The following is a 17,943-nucleotide window of genomic DNA, read 5'->3' as shown; positions in this document are numbered from 1 at the left end:
CACTTAAATGAATTTATGGGGCATTTGGACTTCTTTCAGCACACCGTTGCCAAAAGGCAGAAACGTGAATCGTGTTGCACTTGTGCTCTGGAGTACATAGAAAACACGGTGGCTGTCTTTTGGCACCGATGTTGCACTTGTAGTCTGGACTGCATAGAAAACACGGGGGCTGTCTTTTGGCCACCGATGTTGCACTTGTAGTCTGGACTGCATAGAAAACACGGGGGCGTACTTTGCCCACCGATGGACACATCTTTTTACACGTGATCCTTCTCAATGAGTGCATTCCGTGCAACTCTTTTTATTACAGCGCAATCGTTTTGTCACAAAAATAAGACCCATTTTCCGCCTTTTGCCCAATTTCCCTCAATGAGTACCAAATGTTTCATCGTTTCCCAAGCATATCGTTTGTGGTTTTATCAGTTTATCTTTATACTGATAAATAAGGAGGTCATTCTATGGACCACACATCGACACATGACCGCCGACTTGCCATATTATTATGGTTTAGGTTGGCTCGTTTCTACAATCAAAGCATTAAAGCCTCCAATAAACACCTTGAACAGTGGCAGTTAACGACCGCGCAATTTGATCTACTCGTACAAGTAGGCGCCCATCAGCCGTAACTCAGCAGCATTTAGCAGAAAAGCTACTCGTTACAAAAGGGAACATTACACACCTCGTTAAAAAGATGGAAGAACGTGGCCTGATTATGAGGCAGCAAGATTGGAAAACCAAATACTTGTCTTTAACAGAGGAAGGGACCACCTTCTACGAAGAAGTGGTTCCGCAGCAAGAACAGTTTCAAATTGACCAATTTGGTGAGCTCGATACGGCTGATCAAAAAGAACTGCTTCGACTGCTCAATATACTTCATAAACAAGGAGAGAATTAACTTGCACTTACGTGGCATTCATCACGTGTCCGCCATCACAGCCCATGCAAGCGCAAATTATGACTTTTACACGAAAATTCTAGGCTTACGACTCGTGAAAAAATCTGTTAATCAAGACGACCTAGGCGTATATCATTTGTTTTATGGTGATCAAACTGGAGCTCCAGGAACGAAGATCACGTTCTTTGAAATGCCAGATGCTGAAGTGAACAAACACGGGTCAGGTAGCATTTCAAGCACTTCATTTAGAGTAGCCAATGAACAGGCGTTGCAGTATTGGAAAGAACGATTCCTCGACAAAAACATTGAACACGGAGAAATCAGTCGCTGGGCCGGAAAGCTCGTCCTCCCTTTTCAAGACTTCGAAGGCCAACGATTGCGAATCGTCTCGGATGATCCGGACAACGCGTCGCCGAACGGATCACCTTGGGAACATTCTCCCGTCCCTGAATCAAATGCGATTCACAGATTGGGTCCTATTGAGATTAGTGTGCGAAATGAAAAGCCAACCTTGAAGTTACTCACAACGGTATTTGGCATGCATGTCGTACACGAAGAAACAGTAGAAGAAAAGAAAACATTGTATCGACTCGCTATGTCTAGCGAACAGACGACCGACGAGGTACACGTCATACGTGACCCGGCACTTCATTTCCAACGTCCCGGTCGAGGTGGTGTTCACCACGTTGCTTTTCGTGTGAAAAACCGCGAAGAGCTCCAAAGCTGGGTCGACTACGTGAATGAGTTAGGTATCCCTAATTCTGGTTTTGTTGACCGCTATTACTTTCAATCATTGTATGTAAGAGACCCGAATGGCATTTTGTTTGAACTTGCCACCGATGAACCTGGGTTTCTGATAGACGAAGCGGAACATCAATTGGGTGAATCCCTTTCATTACCTCCATTTCTGGAGAATAAACGAACACAAATCGAAGCCAAACTACTGCCATTGAATACAACTTGGCATAAGGAGTGAAAAATCATGAAACACATTTTTCAACAAGGTACTGACAGCCAAAAACCTGTTTTGCTACTTTTGCACGGGACGGGTGGAGATGAGCAAGACTTACTTCCGCTCAGTCAATTAATTTCACCTGGATCTTCTGTACTCAGTGTAAGAGGAAACGTTTCTGAAAATGGCATGCCACGTTTCTTCCGTCGCTTAAGAGAAGGTGTTTTTGATGAAGAGGACTTGATTTTTCGCACGAAAGAGTTAGCAGAATTTCTCGACCAAAGTGCAGAACAGTACGGATTTGATCGCAACAACATCGTTGCTGTTGGATATTCTAACGGGGCAAACATTGCCGCTAGCTTGCTTTTCCATTTTGAACACGCACTTAAAGGGGCAGTGCTTCATCACCCGATGGTCCCAAGGCGTGGCATTGATCTTCCAAACTTAGCGAACACTCCAATCTTTATTGGTGCTGGAGAACAAGATCCAATTTGTCGTCCTGAAGAAACGGAAGAACTAACAAACTTGCTCAAAGGTGCAGATGCTGATGTACACCTTCATTGGGAACCAGGCGGTCACCAATTAACTCAAACTGAAGTAAACGAAGCTTCTGCATGGTTCAAAAAGAATTTTTAATACACATCGGTGCAAAGGGCTGCCTCTTCAAAACGAAGGCAGCCCTTTTACATTCGTTATAATGGCACATTTCCATCTAAGATGTATGTAGCAGCCTTTCTTACGAGCGGTGAACTGTTCAACTCCGTCATCTCCTCTAACCCGATCCATTCAACACCACTCGAATCATTTGTCGTCACCGCTTGACCTTTGAGCTGAGCTTCTATTTCAGGCGTAGTCCAATGTTCAATTGAGACATCGACGAAAATGGCGATATGATGCGTCACGTCTGTCTGTTTATAACGATAATCAACTAAAAAATCAAACGTGCCAATTTGATGATTGATCAAAATGTTTTGACCTGTTTCTTCAAGAAATTCCCTTTTCAACGCTTGCCTCAACGTTTCGCACTCATTTATAGACCCACCTGGCAAATCAAACATGCCTTTATAAGGACCTTTAGTTTTGTGAATGACGAGTAGTTCATTGTGATCGTGGCAAATCCCATAGATCCCTAGATGCCGATGCCAACGCGACAACACATTCCCCCCCTTATCGTACGAACCACATATGTACTGAAAAGCCACACCAAAACCTCAATAGATTTTGGTGTGGTGACTGGGTTGTACGTTTATGATTCTACTTGTGTGATGCGATCTTCAACGCTTGGAATTGTTGCACCAGACTGAAAGTAGTCAATTAAGATTTCACTTAACAGCTCTCCTGTGGACAAAACGATTTCTTGATCGCTAAACATAGAATAACCGTCGCCTCCAGCTGCTAGAAAATCATTCGTACCGACGACATACTCGGCTTCGGTGTCCAATGGTTCATCACCGATCATTACGTCTTGTACGCGGTTGTAAGGTTCTGCATTCGGGTCATACGTAAAACTCATTCCTGAGACATGTAAGAAGCCACCATTGCTCTCAGGATATAAGCTGACAGATTCTTCAAGTGCCTGAACAACGACATCGCCTGTCATCTTTTGGGCTTCAACGAGATTAATAAATGGGAAAGCATTCACAACGTCATGCATCGTCACTTCGCCTGCATCAATGCTGTCACGAATTCCTCCACCGTTCATAAAAGCAATGTCAGCACCTGTGCGCTCACGCATCGCATCCGTTATTAAGTTACCAAGATTGGATTCACTCGAGCGGACAACTTCACGGTCACCAATGAGACGCTCACTCGACTCCCCAACGACTTCACCGAGAGCTTCCTCGACTTCAGAAACGACACCTCGAACTTTTTCTTCTGTGTCAGGATGGTTTTCGAACCGAGTGCCGTCATCACGGATGAGCTGACCGTTCATTGACGCTAACTCATCCTCGTAATAAAACATATTCACAACGCCTACGGCTTTCGTATGCTCATGTGCTTGGGCGACGAACGTTCCCGATTCATAAAACGGGCGTTCTACCGCTGTGTGACTATGGCCACCAATGACTAGGTCTACGCCTTCAATCTCTTCAGCCATCGTTTGTTCAACAGCGTGACCGGAGTGTGTAAGTAGTATGACGTGGTCCACATCATCTTGCATGGCTTCAACTTCACGTTGGGCAATTTCAACATCATCATAAAATGCTAAACCTTCAACATTACTCGGGTGCGTTCGAATCGGTGTATCTTCTGTCACAATCCCGATAACACCTACTGTTTTATCCCCTAGCTCTAGGATCGTGTTTCGCTCAAGCAGTGGATCGCCCGTTTCCTCAACAATGACGTTGCTTGCTAACACGTCAAAATTCGCTTGCTCACTTATTTCAACTAACCGCTCATATCCGTAGTTAAACTCATGGTTGCCTGCAGCCATCGCATCAAAACCAATGTGATTCATCAGATCAACCATTGCTTGTCCTTCGGTGAAATGGACATTATTCGTCCCGTGGAACGTGTCTCCTGCATCTAAGAGGAGCGTATCTTCACTCGTCTCTTTAATGTGATTGTAGATCGTGTGAACACGTGGTAAACCCATCACATCTTCGTCAAGCTCCTCTACGACACGTCCGTGTATATCATTCGTATGGACAATCGAATAACGATCAAACCGCTCGTCAACCCGATTTAGAATGGACTCGACTTGGTGAGGATAAATCGTTTGTGCCGGTCGTATGGAGCCGTCTGAATATCCCGTCATAATGCCATACGCTGCGGTCGCCGCTATTGCCTCAACACCCCAACTGTTCTCATCAATGTCAGTAAGTCGTTCAATTGCATCTAAATTATCTGTTTGCAAATTCATCGCTCGTGTGAGAAATAATGACGCATGTGCTCGGGTAACGGGGTCATCTGTCCCAAATGTTGTTTCCGTTCTCCCGGTTGTGATTCCTAGCTCTAAAGCAGCCGCTACATAAGGTTTATACTCATCATTCACATCTTCAAACGGAAGAGACTCTGTATCATAATGATGAACCTCAACATCTAAACTCGTCATCATACTCTTCAAGAATTCCCCTCGAGAAACATCTGCTGCATCTGTCACTGCGGGTAGACAAAGCAATGAAGCCCCTAGACCGAAGGCTACAATATTCTTTTTCATTCGTTCTCCCACCTCCCATAAGATTACTTCTATCGTAGCAAAATCTCATATATCGACAAGACACGAGAAGGAACTTTTACACAAAAGAAGGAATTGTTTACAAATCAATAACAAAGACCTGCACCTTTCGTCTAAGGCGCAGGTCTTCGTGTTTATGAATGCGGACGACGATGTCGTTCTTTGTTCTCAGCTTGTCGCTCTTCTTGCGTCCCGAGAATTGGCTCTAGATCGTCTTGAACCGTCCTCTTATCTAGTGGGACACCACTTCGATAAGCTGCTCGGCACACAAGATGACCTGCAACAGGTGCAGTCAAGAAGACGAATACAATTCCAAGCACGAGACGAATGCTAAAGAATCCTTCTTCAAGACCGAAAAACATAAAGGCACCTGTCAACGTGACGAGTACGCCGAGCGTAGCACTTTTGGTCGCAGCGTGGGACCTCGTATAGACGTCTGGCAATCGTATGAGACCAAATGCACTAATCAAGGCGAGGATGACACCGAACAATACCAACACACTAACAATCACTTCAATCGTCGTTACGTTCAATGGCGACACCTCTCTCAATGTATTTGGCAAAGGCGACTGTACCAATAAATGCTAAGATCCCTAGTAAGAGAACCGCTTCGAGATAAGCGGTCGACCTCATATAAATGGAAAAGACGGCAATCAGAGCGATCATATTAATCCCAATTAAGTCCAGAGCATAGACGCGGTCTGGCATTGATGGACCTTTAATGACTCGGTACAACCCAACGAGTATAGAAAGGGTAAGAAGCAATAGCGAAATGAGAAGTACAACATCAAACATCTCTTGTTACCCCCTTAATCGCTTTTTCAAATTGATCTTTTGAGCGCAGTACCATGTCACTTGAATCCGGAATGTCCATTGCATGCATGTAGAATGTCTTACCATCTTCAGAAAGCTCAACGACAACAGAGCCCGGTGTGAGCATTAATAGCAATGCTAAAAGCGTAATTTCAAAATCTGTCTCCAGTGATGTTTCCATCGTGAATATCCCTGGTTTAATTGTTAGTTTCGGACTCATAATCTGTTTTGTAATGAGAATGCTCGAAGAGATCAACTCTCGTACAAATAAGATTAACAAGGACACTAGTGCACCGACACGTTTCAGATAGAAAGGAGCGTTGAAAAACCTTCGCATGAGGAAGATTAACAAGAGGCCGAGAATATACCTAACGTAAACGCGCTGATGCTCCAATCATTTTGCAAAAACATCCATAGAACAGCAATAAAAATGTTAACTAATAACTGAATCGGCATTCTCTCACCTCTTTTACTCCGTAATCTGCATCACTGCATCAATATATAGTGAAGGATTGCTCATCACTTCTGCTGCTTGCATAATATATGGGCTGACAAACTCTGCACCTACACCCATACCAATAACTAAGACGGTCAAAATCGCACAAGGCAAAAGCGCTCCTTTTGTTGACATCTTCTCATCTTCAACACTTAGTTGGTTTTCACCCCAGAAGCCGTTAATGAATATCTTCACGACAGAGTAGAGAACCATCAAACTCGTAATCAAACCGACGGCCGCAATGACATAAAAACCTTCACCTATAGCCTCATGCAATACTAACAGTTTGCCCATAAAACCACTGAGCGGTGGAACTCCAGCAAGTGCAAGCGCGGCAATAAAGAACATCCACCCTAACGCAGCGTGATTTCGAATCATCCCGCTCATTTCTCTTAACTTGTCTGTTCCCGTCAATCCAATCATGATTCCACCGAGAATAAAGAGCAGCGCTTTAACGAGCATGTCATGCACAATATAGAAAACAGATCCTGCCATAGATGTTGTTGTAAAGATGGCAAAACCAGCGACCATAAAACCAACCGCAACAACGACGTTATACGCGAGAATCTTTCGTAAGCTCCAATGTGCAACGGCACCTATTGCACCGAGAATCATTGTAATAATTCCGAGCCACGCGAGAATCTGATGTGTCATTCCCTCTTGATGATAAAACACAAGGGAAAACATCCTGAAGATCGCATAGATCCTACTTTCGTTAACAACGCGGCAAACAGTGCCGAAATTGCCATCGGTGGTGCTCCGTAAGGTCCAGGTAACCAGAAGTACATGAGCAATGCTGCCTTAAGTGCAAAGACGAGCATTAAGAAGATTGCCACCGTTGTAATGAGACCATCTTGTCCGGCCTCTGCAATCCGCATTGACATATGTGCAAAGTTCAACGTTCCGGTAATGCCGTATAAGTAACCGATGGCTACAAGGAAGAACATTGAAGACACGATGTTAACGAGTACATATTTAATCGATTCTCGAAGCTGCCTTTTCCCTCCCCCTAGAGAGATCAACACATAAGAAGATAGGAGCATCACTTCGAAGAATACGAACAAGTTGAACAGGTCGCCGGTTAAGAATGATCCCATAACACCGACGAGCATAAAATGAAAGAACGTATAAAAGTAAAAGCGTTCCCTCTCTTCCCCAATGGTTTTAAACGCGTACAATAAACAAGTGATGGCCACGATAATCGTCGCTAACACGAGCAACATCGCCAACATATCAGCCACAATGACAATTCCAAATGGCGGTTCCCAACCACCGAGGTTTAACGTTTGTGTGCCTTGATTATGAACGTGTTGTATGACAACAACGGCGACAATCCCGTTAATAATAAGACTGATCAGACTGGTCCATCGCTGCAATCGTAAATGTTTTCTAAAGAAGATTAAAACCAGACCGGTTATAAGAGGAATGATTAATAATAAGATTATGATGTTAGTCATCTTCAGTACCCCTTAATTTATCCATATCGTCCGTGCCAAGTTCTTTATATGACCGGTATGCAAGAACGAGGAAGAAACCCATCGTCGCAAAATTAATGACGATTGCGGTGAGTATTAGTGCCTGAGGTAGCGGGTCACTAAAACTGACGGCGTCCCCACCTGTGATTGGCGGTTCTCCTTGCTGCAGCCCAGGTGTTGTTAACATTAACAGCAATGCGCCATGACCAATAATTGCTGTACCTAAAACAATTCTTAGTAAGCTTCTTGCCATGACCAAATAAAGACCTGCAGTAAAGAGAATGCCGACTAGAATGGATACAAGTATTTCCATAATTAAACATCCTCACTAATACTTAGAATGATTGTCAGAGTTCCCCCAACTACCGTCAGCACAACGCCTAATTCAAATAGGACGGAGGTCGCTAATTCAATCTCACCGAATAGCGGGAAATCAACATACTCAAATGTATGGCTCAAAAACGGGAATCCTAATACGATCGACCTACCGCAGTAACGGTTGAAACAGCCAGTCCGATACCGACTAACAGTCTATAGTTAATCGGGATGCCGTTACTTATCGTACGAATGTCAAAAGCTAAAAATAGCAAGACGAGGGCTGAGGCGGTCACAAGACCGCCAATAAACCCACCACCTGGATCGTGATGACCGGCAAAAAACAAATAGGCTGCAAATGACAAGATGATAAACGATACGACTTTCGTGACCGTCTGCAATATCACATCATTGGCTTTCATCGCGACCCCTCCTATTTAAGCGTAATCGTATGAGCGCAAACACACCAAGCGCGGCGATCGCTAATACGAAAATCTCTAGATACGTATCAAACGCTCGGAAATCTGCAAGGATAGCGTTCACCATGTTCGCGGCACCCGCGAGTTCGTAAGCATCTTCGTAATACCACGAGATGGATTCGAACAATCGATGATCATTCACACTGAGCATAATGAGTGTAATGAGTGTTCCTGTTGCTAACGCCACGATAAAGTTAAACGGCTGGAACTTCTCTCCTTGCTCTTCTTCTCGAGATCGAAGTTTCGGTAGATGATAGAAACAAAGCAAGTATAACGCCACAGACACGGTCTCAATTGCTAACTGTGTAAGCGCCAAATCGGGTGCACGTAATATAATAAAGAATAACGCGATTACGTACCCTAGCACGCCTACTGATACAACGGCTGTTAGCTTGAACGTGTAATTACGACGAGCGCTGCAGCACCGATAAGACCAAATGCAAGCGCATATTCAAACAAGTTCACTTCCCCAATATCTGATTGCATCGAGAAACTGTTTGTCAAAAAGAAACTTCCACCAACGATAATTAAGAACGTAATCAAGATGTAGACGAGATAATCGCGAATGTATCCAGTCATATGGAAATCAATAATCTTATGAGACACGCGCTCCATACGTCGAATACCCCCACTGAACCAGTTGTTCAGGTGCATGCTTTGCGGGATATTGTTGTACATCCACATCCATTTCTTAAGCGTTGAGAACAGGATAAGACCTAAGGCTACGACCGCTACTGTCATCCACAGTTCAATCGCGTCCCACCCATGCCATGCTTCAATCGTATAATCAAGTGACGGGCCAATTGAAGGTGCAATTGAATTGACCATTGGATGAAGCACGTAATCGTACAACACATTCGGGAAGAAAAAGATCGCAATCACAAAGAACCCAAGAATTGACGGAGGAATAAGCATTCCGAGAGGCGCTTCATGCGCTTCTTTTTCAAGTCGTTCTGGCTGGTACTTTCCGAAAAACGTCTTAGCGACAAGGACAATGCTGTACACGAATGTAAAGATACTCGCAATCCATGCGACAATCGGTATCATTACCCCATACGTTCCAACGTTAAAGATGTCTAGTTGAGCAGCATTTAATGTTCCAGTAAAGAACATTTCTTTACTTAAGAACCCGTTAAATGGTGGCAAACCAGCCATCGCTAAACTTCCGATCAGTGCGAGCGTAAACGACACCGGCATAATCGACATTAAGCCGCCAAGTTTTCGCATATCACGGTTCCTGTTTCATGGTCAACAATCCCGACAACCATGAACAAGCTTCCCTTAAAGGTGGAGTGGTTAATGAGATGGAATACGGCTGCTAAAATCGCGATGAGATGAATTTGAGCTGCGTCATCTCCCGAACCGAAGTACAGCGCTGCAGAACCCATTCCAAGAAGAGACATAATAAGCCCTAATTGACTAATCGTCGAAAACGCAAGCAATGCTTTTAAATCTCTTTGCTTCACAGCATTAATCGAACCCCAGAATAAGGTGAATAGACCGACACCCGTCACGATCCAGAACCATTCAGGCGTACCACCGAAAATCGGTGTGTAACGAGCAACAAGATAAATGCCTGCTTTCACCATCGTAGCCGAGTGCAAGTAAGCACTAATTGGCGTCGGCGCTTCCATTGCATCTGGTAACCAGATGTGAAACGGAAACTGTGCGGACTTCGTAAATGCACCTAAGAGCAGTAACAGCATCGCTGGTAGAAACAACTCATGTTGCATCACCACGTCGCCTTGTGCGATGAGCTCTTGAATGCTAAATGTACCCCCAATGTTATGCAGCATTAATATCGCTGCAAGCATCGAGAAGCCACCAAACACTGTAATGAGCATCGCCTTTTGTGCACCAAAACGCGATTGCTTACGCTGGTACCAATAGGCAATAAGTAAGAATGACGAAACGCTTGTTAACTCCCGGAACAAATACAACACAATCATGTTATCTGAAAGTACGACACCGAGCATCGCACCCATGAACATCATTAAATACACATAGAAATTATGGAGAGCTTCTCTCGCTTTCGATAAGTAAAAGATCGAATAAACGACGACAAGAGCACCAATTCCAGAAATAATTAATGCGAAAATTAATCCAAGACCATCAACGTAAACATCAAAGTTAATATCAAAATAGGGGATCCACGGCACTTCCAACATTGCCGTTTGCCCACTTGCTACCATCGGTAGAAAACTGGCTAAATAGCCAAAGATAACGACAGGTACCGCCAATACAAACCAACCTGTATGTATCTTCGGAAATGCCTTATATAAAAACGGAATGAATACAGCAAACAATAGTGGTAAAACGATCATTACATGTACCCAGGACAATAGATTATGGCCTCCTCTTGCTTATATCGAATCAGGTCATCATACACAGTCATTATAACTTCCCCGATTGTGTGTATAGTTATTACGATGCTTTCGCTCGCTGACCGAATATGCTTTATTGTTCATTGTACAAGTTGGAAATCGAACCGAAGGACGGTTCATCAAACGGGGTGTGAAACATGGGGAGTTTACGTTCGTCAAAAAGACTGAATTTTCTCACATGAGTGTTCGGGACAACAGGGTTATTCATCTGTCTCATTAAAAGAGCGATACCGGAGTATCGTTCCTCATACTGCGTTCTTTTACGATCATATTATACTCATACAGTACTTTTCGATGCAAAAGATACGCTTCAAGAATCGCACAAAAGGCTTGCTGTTCTATTCAATTCTTCACTGAGTATATAACAGATTGATATTCAATGCACGACAGAAGCATCCTATTTAAAAGGTTGTTGATGAATTGTAACATTTATGTCCGAATGTATAATTCCCATTCACTCATGCCAAACTTTATGTATACTCGTGTTTTTATCCGTGATTTACACCGGCCAAATAAAAAAAATATAAAAAAGAACGAAACTACAATTGACAGCATAAAACAAACAGGAGTAAGCTATTAGTTGCATGAATTCATGGTGCGGCCTTTGAAAGCCCCCCATTTCGTATAGAGGTGAAGAACTTATGGAACAACAAATTCAAGCGAAGATGGAAGAAAGCCTGCTTGTGTGTGTTTACCATGGCCCTAACGGCGAACGTTTGATTCGAAGAGGGGCTAGAATTGCATCGAAACTACAATGTCCGCTTTACATTCTCACAGTTGACGCGGCTCCTGTAGATGAGCTTGACCATGAAAAGAGCCAATATCTTGATTATTGGAAAGAATTATCTAAAGAAGTCGATGCCACAGAATTTATTATTAAAGACAATGAAAAGCGGCCTGCTGCAAAAGTAATTTCAGAAGTCGCCAAACAAAAAGATATTACGCAAGTGCTAATCGGGCAAACCGCTAAAAGCCGATGGGAGGAAATTACAAAAGGATCGCTCATTAATGTCTTATTAAAAGAGCTACCTTTCGTTGACCTTCACATCATTGCGGTTACACGGGGCTTGAAAAACTATACAGAAGAGCACTTCGAAAAAGGTGTTCGTGCGTATCTCGTTAAAGATACATCTGGTAACGGCTACCAACTAAGCTTTAACCACACGATGGCTTGTGCCTATGAAGGCATTTTCTTTAAAGAAGTCGGTACCGATTTTAACAACGGCGTATTCAAGTTTATGAAAGATAATAAAATGATTGAAGTTCACGTCACTGATGATAACGTGAAACCATCTGAGAAGTTCCTAAATGAACCTAAAACATAAAACGCAGAGCCATTCGGCTCTGCGTTTTATGTTTTAGCGTAAATTCATACATACCTATATAGAATGAACGTATGATTTTCCTGATTTGCGCTATTCGGTGTTGGTTGGAGGGGAGTGCGGTGCTAGGTGCCATTTTGCGCGCAAGTTTGTTCCAACTAGAGCGCACATTCAATGCTCACTCATAAGGGAGCACCCTGTCGGCCCCAGCAGCTGAAGCCAAATCTGACTCGGTTCGGCGCGAACTGCACCGACGTCTTGTGGGTACATCAGGCCGGGAATGTACACGTGACCCGGTAATCTGTTACCGAGTTTAGGAGAATATACCACTTTTCCTGTGATTTTCCTCAGCTTGAGAACCGTTCAGTCGTAACTCGAGCACAGCTTCCACTTTACCAAGCTTCCCATTGGTCTTGAGGAAGTTCTTTAGTTCAACTTATATAGAAGCAATTTCTTTTCCTTCCTCCATCGTCACCCTACGACTTTTCTTACTGAATATCTAGCTTTTCAATTGCCAAATACTCACACCTACGCCTTGTTTCAACTCACTCATGCTGAAACTCGTTTCCCCCCTACTCTCACTAAGTGGTATAGACCTATTGATCATCTAGTTGTCCGCTGTATGATTACATAAAGGCTTTTGCATGTACCTGCTTTATATTTTTTCAAAATATTTAAACATTTAAAAGGAGGACTGCACATTGAAACTCAAGATCAAATCGCTTTTGTTTATCACGACGTTCATCGCCAGTGCGTCTGTTCTACCAGCTGAAGGACAAACGAAACAGGAATTGCCCCTTAATGGGACAATTCCAGAAACTGTGGACTCAGCAAAAATTGAACTAGAAAACAAAAAGACAGCCCCGATTTATTCTACAGAAGATGTGATTATTGAGCACCTCTACGTGGAAACAGAAGTTGATACCGATGGTGACGGTGAGTTAGACCGTGTATCGATTCAAGTAATGCGCCCAAATACTGCTCCAGATGTAGAAGTTCCAGTGATTTACGAAATGAGTCCATACCGTTCTGGAATTAACCCGATTAACTTTCACGATGTTGACGTTGATCTCACTCCCGTTGAAGCACTTGCCGGTGTGCCTTTTGCAAATGAAGCAACCACCCAAAACTTTGGTAGGCTAGGAAACTACTACGTCCCCCGCGGATATGGGGTCATCTTAGGTGAGAGTATCGGAACCGGGCTTTCTACAGGGTGTCCAACGACCGGTGACATGAATGAAATCTTAGGTACAAAAGCCGTTATTGATTGGCTAAACGGTGAAGCGAGAGCTTTTAATGAAGAGGGTGAGGAAGTCGATGCCGATTGGTCAACGGGTAATGTCGGTATGACCGGTGCATCGTATAACGGTACTCTCCCGAACGGAGTGGCTACAACCGGTGTGGAAGGACTAAAAACAATCATTCCCGTCGTTGCCATTAGCAGCTGGTATGATTACTTCCGAGCAAACGGCGCCGTTGTCGCACCTGGAGGGTTTCAAGGAGAAGATACAGACAACCTTGCTGAAGGAGTACTCACCCGCGACAACCGAGAAGTTTGTGATGGGATGATTTCTTCTTTATTTGAAGGACAAGACCGGGCGTCTGGAGATTATAACGAGTTCTGGGCAGAGCGTGACTACGTGAAAGACGCTGACCAAATTGAAGCGAGTGTCTTTGTTGTTCATGGTCTTTCAGATTGGAATGTAAAAACAACCCAGTTTGCGCAGTGGTGGGAAGCACTGAAAGAACATGATGTCACTCGGAAGATGTGGCTTCACCAAGGCGGACACAGTGGGGCTCCTAGTTCTATTTGGCAAGAAACTGAGCATAGGTGGTTTGACTACTGGTTATATGGAATTGAGAATGGCATTGTGGATGAACCGATCGTAGACGTTCAACGTGAAGACGGTAGTTGGAATCAAGAAGCGGATTGGCCAGCCGTCGAGATGGAAGAAAAGACACTTCACTTTAATTCTTTAAATGAAGGTGATGGAGGAACGTTGCGTGTTGAAGCAAATGCTGACGCGGTGAATGAAATGTTCACGGACAACCCAGCGATCCGGGCGAATCAACTTGTCGAAGATCCTCAGTTGAGCAATCCCCATCGCTTATCTTATCTATCTCCTGCACTTAGTGAAGATGTACGTTTAAGCGGAACACCAAAAATAAGTCTAGAAGCTAGTATTGACCGACCAGTTGCGAATCTCACCGCACTGCTCGTTAATTATAGTGGCTCCAATGCAGAAATCATCTCACGAGGTTGGATGGACCCACAAAATCGCAACTCTGTACAACAATCCGAGGCCATTGTTCCCGGAGTAACGTACACATTTGAATGGGAAATGGAACCGAAAGATCACGTATTTGAAGACGGGCATCAAATTGGAGTCATCATTATAGCGAGCGATCATGAGTATACACTTCGTCCCCTTGCAGGTACAGGATTAACCGTCATACCTGGCGCCAGCAACATCACGCTGCCCCTTGTCGGAGATGAAAATTCTTGGACCATCTCTTCAGATAGCTTACAATCACACATTCAGCAATTTGCTGACGAGGGTGCTTTTGAAAACGAAAAAACCGTTCGTGCTTTGCAATTACATTTAATCGCAATTAGTCGTTATGAAAGTCAACAAAGCAGTGAAAAGATTGTACGTCACATGGATGGGTTTCAACATCTACTCACTCACCACCTTGAAAACGATTTGATCTCTGAACAAGCCTACGACACATTGCGTATACAAGGACAAGAACTGGTTGAATATTGGAACTGAAAAATTGAATTAACGAAAGCCGACCTAAAGAAATTTCTTTAGGTCGGCTTTTTATCGGATTATAGTACTTTTCTAAGCAAAACACACCAAAAGTTCACAACGGACGGAAACTTCTGGGGGGAGAGCGATCTGCTTATCAGCTGTTTCGTTTACGTCGCTTTTTTATCCAATGACTCGTTCCACTCATTGATGCCGTTGAGCAATTCTTCCACAGACTGCTCAAAAGGATACTCTTTCAGAATGATGTGTCGCTCATTGTCTGAAAGCTTCTCCATGCGTGCTTGAGTTCATTGCCCTCTCGCGTAAACTTCATCAGCTCGTACTTAAAATCCATTCATCATCACTCTCCTTAGAAGGTATACGTATACGTACCCTTCACTAGCGACACGCAAACTGTAAATTCTGTTATCATTGCGATATGCTACCACCTAAAGGAGGGTTTCCTATGTTCCATATTTCAAATTTACTCACACTCATCGTATTCTCTATTATTGGATTTTATCTACTGTATTGGACAATACGCCTCGCGGTAAAACACGGCTTAGCTGACCACGCCAGTGGAAAAAAATAAACCTGTTTTAAGTCTCAGGGTAGAAATGACGCAAATCCAATTCAAGCTCGATACCGAGTATAAGGTCGGCAAGTAATTTCCCAGCTCCTGGTGCCATCGTGAGACCTGTTGCCCCAAATCCATTGCAGTGATAGACATTGTCATAGGCGCGCATTGGACCGATTAAAGGCTTGTTATCGGCAGGTATAGGCCGAAACCCTATTCTCGTCTCTAGTAACTCATATTCGTAAGCACCTGGTATGACGCGTTTCGCTTCACTGAGCACTTCATGTAGTCCGCCTGCGGTTAATCGGTAATCAAAGCCTGTATCGTCTTCTCTCGTCGCTCCGACGACGAGCCGCTCATCATCAAATGTGAGCATATAATAACTCGATTCTGGTTGTACGATCGGCCACTCACTCGTATCCATTCCGTTCGGCCGTAAATGTACAATTTGCCCTCGTTGCGCGCGAATCGCGTGGCGTGGTTGAACGGGCATATTTAGTTCATTTTCCCAAGCGCCGGTAGCAAGAACGAATCGCTCGGCTTCAATCTGTTCACCGCTTTCGAGCTTAATGCCCGTCACTTCGTCACCTTCGATGACGATTGCTGCTTGACCATTTATCCATGTTGCACCATGATGCACCGCTGCTTTTTGAAGAGCAAGTTGCAACTTCTTTCCATCAACCCGTGCTCCACCGGTAATATGTAGCGCATGAAGCGCGTCTGATAACGGTGGAAACAAGCGTCTCGCCTCTTCGTTGGATATTTTATTTACTTCACCAATTTCAGGTGATGTTCGCCGCTCTTCTTTTAATTTCAGCACGGCGTCCTCCACTGCCTGTTCCTCAGTGAATACACCAAGTGACCCCACTTGTCGATAGCTCGTATCCGAAAAGCCTGTTACTTCTAATGATTGCTGCAATCTTTTGTAGTAGCGCGCACCATATGTTGATAACTGATATGCCATTGTGTTTTTGTTACGCTTCGTAATCCATGGACAGATAATGCCTGCCCCGGCATCTGTTGCCCTTCCTTCGTGATTTGCATCAATGACCGTTACGTTCTCACCTTGTGCTGCTAAATGGTAAGCGACACTGCTTCCTGCAATGCCACCGCCAACAATAATGGTCCTCATACATGTCCTCCATTTTGCTTATTTTTTATTTTATATTCTACACGATCAATCCGGGTTGAAAAATACAATTCGTGTCAACACTAATGTCGAAAGCGCTTACTTGATTTCACAGCTTCTCAATCCACGTCATACACTGTATAACAGAATGAGTTTTCTCTTTTAAAAACATAAAAGCCTTGATATGATGAAAGATAGGCTAACGCTCAACAACAAAGACAGAGCGTTGTATTTTCACGCTGGATTGAACAAAAAGGGTGAATGACATGACTGATTGGATTTATGATGCACTAACGAAAACGATACCTGAAGATAAAATTCTTATAAATGAACCGCTTAAACATTATACACATACACGCACAGGCGGAATCGCAGATTACCTTGTTCTTCCTGCAACGTACGAAGAAGCTCAGCATGTAGCTGCACTCGCACACAATGAAAACATTCCACTGACGATGCTCGGAAATGGTTCCAATCTCATCGTTCGGGACGGTGGAATTCGGGGAATTGTTCTACACTTTCTCCATTTGGATGCAATTGAACAAGATGGAAATTTGCTCATGGCCCAAAGTGGTGCGCCGATTATTGATGTGTCACAACGAGCTTTAAGCGAGCACTTAACAGGGTTGGAGTTTGCTTGTGGAATTCCTGGCTCTGTCGGCGGAGCACTCGTGATGAACGCAGGCGCTTACGGAGGCGAAGTGTCTAACGTATTGAAGCACGCCAAACTGCTAACGCTTGAAGGCGATATTATTACACTTACGAACGAGGAACTTGAGCTTTCCTATCGGAGCAGTGTGATCTCGAAAAAGCATTACATTGTGTTAGAAGCTGTTTTTGAACTAGAGGTTGGCGATGTGACAGCAATTCGAGCGAAGATGGATGAGCTTACGCATTTGCGCGAACTCAAACAGCCACTTGAGTATCCTTCTTGCGGCAGTGTATTTAAGCGTCCTCCAAACCATTTCGCAGGAAAACTCATTCAAGACAGCGGACTTCAACAAACACGAATCGGAGACGCCGAGGTTTCAGAGAAACATGCCGGTTTTATTGTGAACCGTGGAAATGCTACCGCTACAGATTATGTTTCGCTCATTCAGCACATCCAAAAAACGGTGAGCACGAAATTCAATGTCGACTTGCATACCGAAGTGAAAATTATTGGAGAAGACTGA

The 17,943-nt window shown here is 43.9% G+C and carries 14 protein-coding genes and 4 pseudogenes; 7 read left to right on the top strand and 11 right to left on the bottom strand.

Going from position 1 to position 17,943, the window contains the following annotated elements; all coding sequences use genetic code 11:
- Positions 1-458 precede the first annotated feature (458 nt).
- The 3 genes and pseudogenes from JCM19037_RS04510 (at position 459) to JCM19037_RS04500 (ending at position 2,483) form a co-directional block, all read left to right on the top strand.
- A pseudogene (locus tag JCM19037_RS04510) lies at positions 459-895 on the top strand (MarR family winged helix-turn-helix transcriptional regulator).
- 1 nt (position 896) lies between these two features.
- Positions 897-1,871 carry a ring-cleaving dioxygenase gene (locus JCM19037_RS04505; protein WP_042398304.1) on the top strand — a complete coding sequence of 325 codons (975 nt, stop codon included), beginning with the start codon at positions 897-899 and terminating at the stop codon, positions 1,869-1,871.
- Between the two features lie 6 nt (positions 1,872-1,877).
- The gene (locus JCM19037_RS04500; protein WP_042398300.1) at positions 1,878-2,483 is read left to right on the top strand and encodes an alpha/beta hydrolase; all 606 of its coding nucleotides are present in this window, start codon (positions 1,878-1,880) and stop codon (positions 2,481-2,483) included.
- Between the two features lie 56 nt (positions 2,484-2,539).
- On the opposite strand, the gene JCM19037_RS04495 is transcribed toward JCM19037_RS04500, so the two are convergent.
- The 9 genes and pseudogenes from JCM19037_RS04495 to JCM19037_RS04455 form a co-directional block, all read right to left on the bottom strand.
- On the bottom strand, positions 2,540-3,001 hold the full coding sequence (locus JCM19037_RS04495) for an NUDIX hydrolase (protein ID WP_193744652.1): 462 nt from the start codon (positions 2,999-3,001) through the stop codon (positions 2,540-2,542).
- A 92-nt stretch (positions 3,002-3,093) separates the two neighbouring features.
- Entirely contained in the window at positions 3,094-5,007 is a 1,914-nt protein-coding gene (locus tag JCM19037_RS04490; RefSeq protein WP_052363535.1) for a 5'-nucleotidase C-terminal domain-containing protein, read from the bottom strand.
- Between the two features lie 152 nt (positions 5,008-5,159).
- Positions 5,160-5,558, bottom strand: coding sequence for a Na+/H+ antiporter subunit G (locus JCM19037_RS04485; protein WP_042398297.1), 399 nt, complete (start codon positions 5,556-5,558; stop codon positions 5,160-5,162).
- Positions 5,539-5,820, bottom strand: coding sequence for a Na(+)/H(+) antiporter subunit F1 (locus tag JCM19037_RS04480; protein ID WP_042398294.1), 282 nt, complete (start codon positions 5,818-5,820; stop codon positions 5,539-5,541). Before JCM19037_RS04480 ends, JCM19037_RS04485 begins: the two co-directional genes overlap by 20 nt.
- Positions 5,813-6,175, bottom strand: coding sequence for a Na+/H+ antiporter subunit E (locus tag JCM19037_RS04475; RefSeq protein ID WP_307189728.1), 363 nt, complete (start codon positions 6,173-6,175; stop codon positions 5,813-5,815). The genes JCM19037_RS04480 and JCM19037_RS04475 overlap by 8 nt, the downstream gene beginning before the upstream one ends.
- A gap of 132 nt (positions 6,176-6,307) precedes the next feature.
- Positions 6,308-7,377 (bottom strand): annotated as a pseudogene (locus tag JCM19037_RS04470) (proton-conducting transporter membrane subunit).
- A 406-nt stretch (positions 7,378-7,783) separates the two neighbouring features.
- Positions 7,784-8,122, bottom strand: a complete 339-nt coding sequence (locus JCM19037_RS04465; protein ID WP_042398291.1) for a Na(+)/H(+) antiporter subunit C — start codon at positions 8,120-8,122, stop codon at positions 7,784-7,786.
- Between the two features lie 2 nt (positions 8,123-8,124).
- Positions 8,125-8,546: pseudogene (locus JCM19037_RS04460) on the bottom strand (Na(+)/H(+) antiporter subunit B).
- Positions 8,533-10,945, bottom strand: a pseudogene (locus JCM19037_RS04455) (Na+/H+ antiporter subunit A). The pseudogenes JCM19037_RS04460 and JCM19037_RS04455 overlap by 14 nt, the downstream one beginning before the upstream one ends.
- A 683-nt stretch (positions 10,946-11,628) precedes the next feature.
- On the opposite strand from JCM19037_RS04455, the gene JCM19037_RS04450 reads away from it, so the two are divergent.
- A complete protein-coding gene (locus tag JCM19037_RS04450; protein ID WP_042398289.1) occupies positions 11,629-12,312 on the top strand; it encodes a universal stress protein in 684 nt (227 codons plus the stop codon).
- Between the two features lie 698 nt (positions 12,313-13,010).
- A complete protein-coding gene (locus JCM19037_RS04445) occupies positions 13,011-15,083 on the top strand; it encodes a Xaa-Pro dipeptidyl-peptidase (protein WP_081829053.1) in 2,073 nt (690 codons plus the stop codon).
- A gap of 149 nt (positions 15,084-15,232) precedes the next feature.
- Here the strand turns inward: JCM19037_RS04445 and JCM19037_RS28205 are convergent, their stop codons facing one another.
- Positions 15,233-15,358: a hypothetical protein gene (locus JCM19037_RS28205; RefSeq protein WP_255357844.1), complete on the bottom strand. Its 126-nt coding sequence runs from the start codon at positions 15,356-15,358 to the stop codon at positions 15,233-15,235.
- Between the two features lie 170 nt (positions 15,359-15,528).
- Between JCM19037_RS28205 and JCM19037_RS28200 the strand changes: the two genes are divergently transcribed.
- Complete coding sequence (locus JCM19037_RS28200) at positions 15,529-15,654, top strand: hypothetical protein (RefSeq protein ID WP_255357843.1); 126 nt, start codon at positions 15,529-15,531, stop codon at positions 15,652-15,654.
- A gap of 7 nt (positions 15,655-15,661) precedes the next feature.
- Here JCM19037_RS28200 and JCM19037_RS04440 read toward each other — a convergent pair whose 3' ends face one another.
- Entirely contained in the window at positions 15,662-16,771 is a 1,110-nt protein-coding gene (locus JCM19037_RS04440) for an FAD-binding oxidoreductase (protein ID WP_042398286.1), read from the bottom strand.
- Positions 16,772-17,034: 263 nt separating this feature from the next.
- Here JCM19037_RS04440 and murB point away from each other — a divergent pair, with 263 nt between their 5' ends.
- Positions 17,035-17,943, top strand: coding sequence for a UDP-N-acetylmuramate dehydrogenase (gene murB / locus JCM19037_RS04435; protein ID WP_042398283.1), 909 nt, complete (start codon positions 17,035-17,037; stop codon positions 17,941-17,943).

Source organism: Geomicrobium sp. JCM 19037 (assembly GCF_000698105.1).
Lineage (GTDB): Bacteria > Bacillota > Bacilli > Bacillales > Marinococcaceae > Geomicrobium_A.
This window is presented reverse-complemented; position numbering and strand designations above follow the sequence as displayed.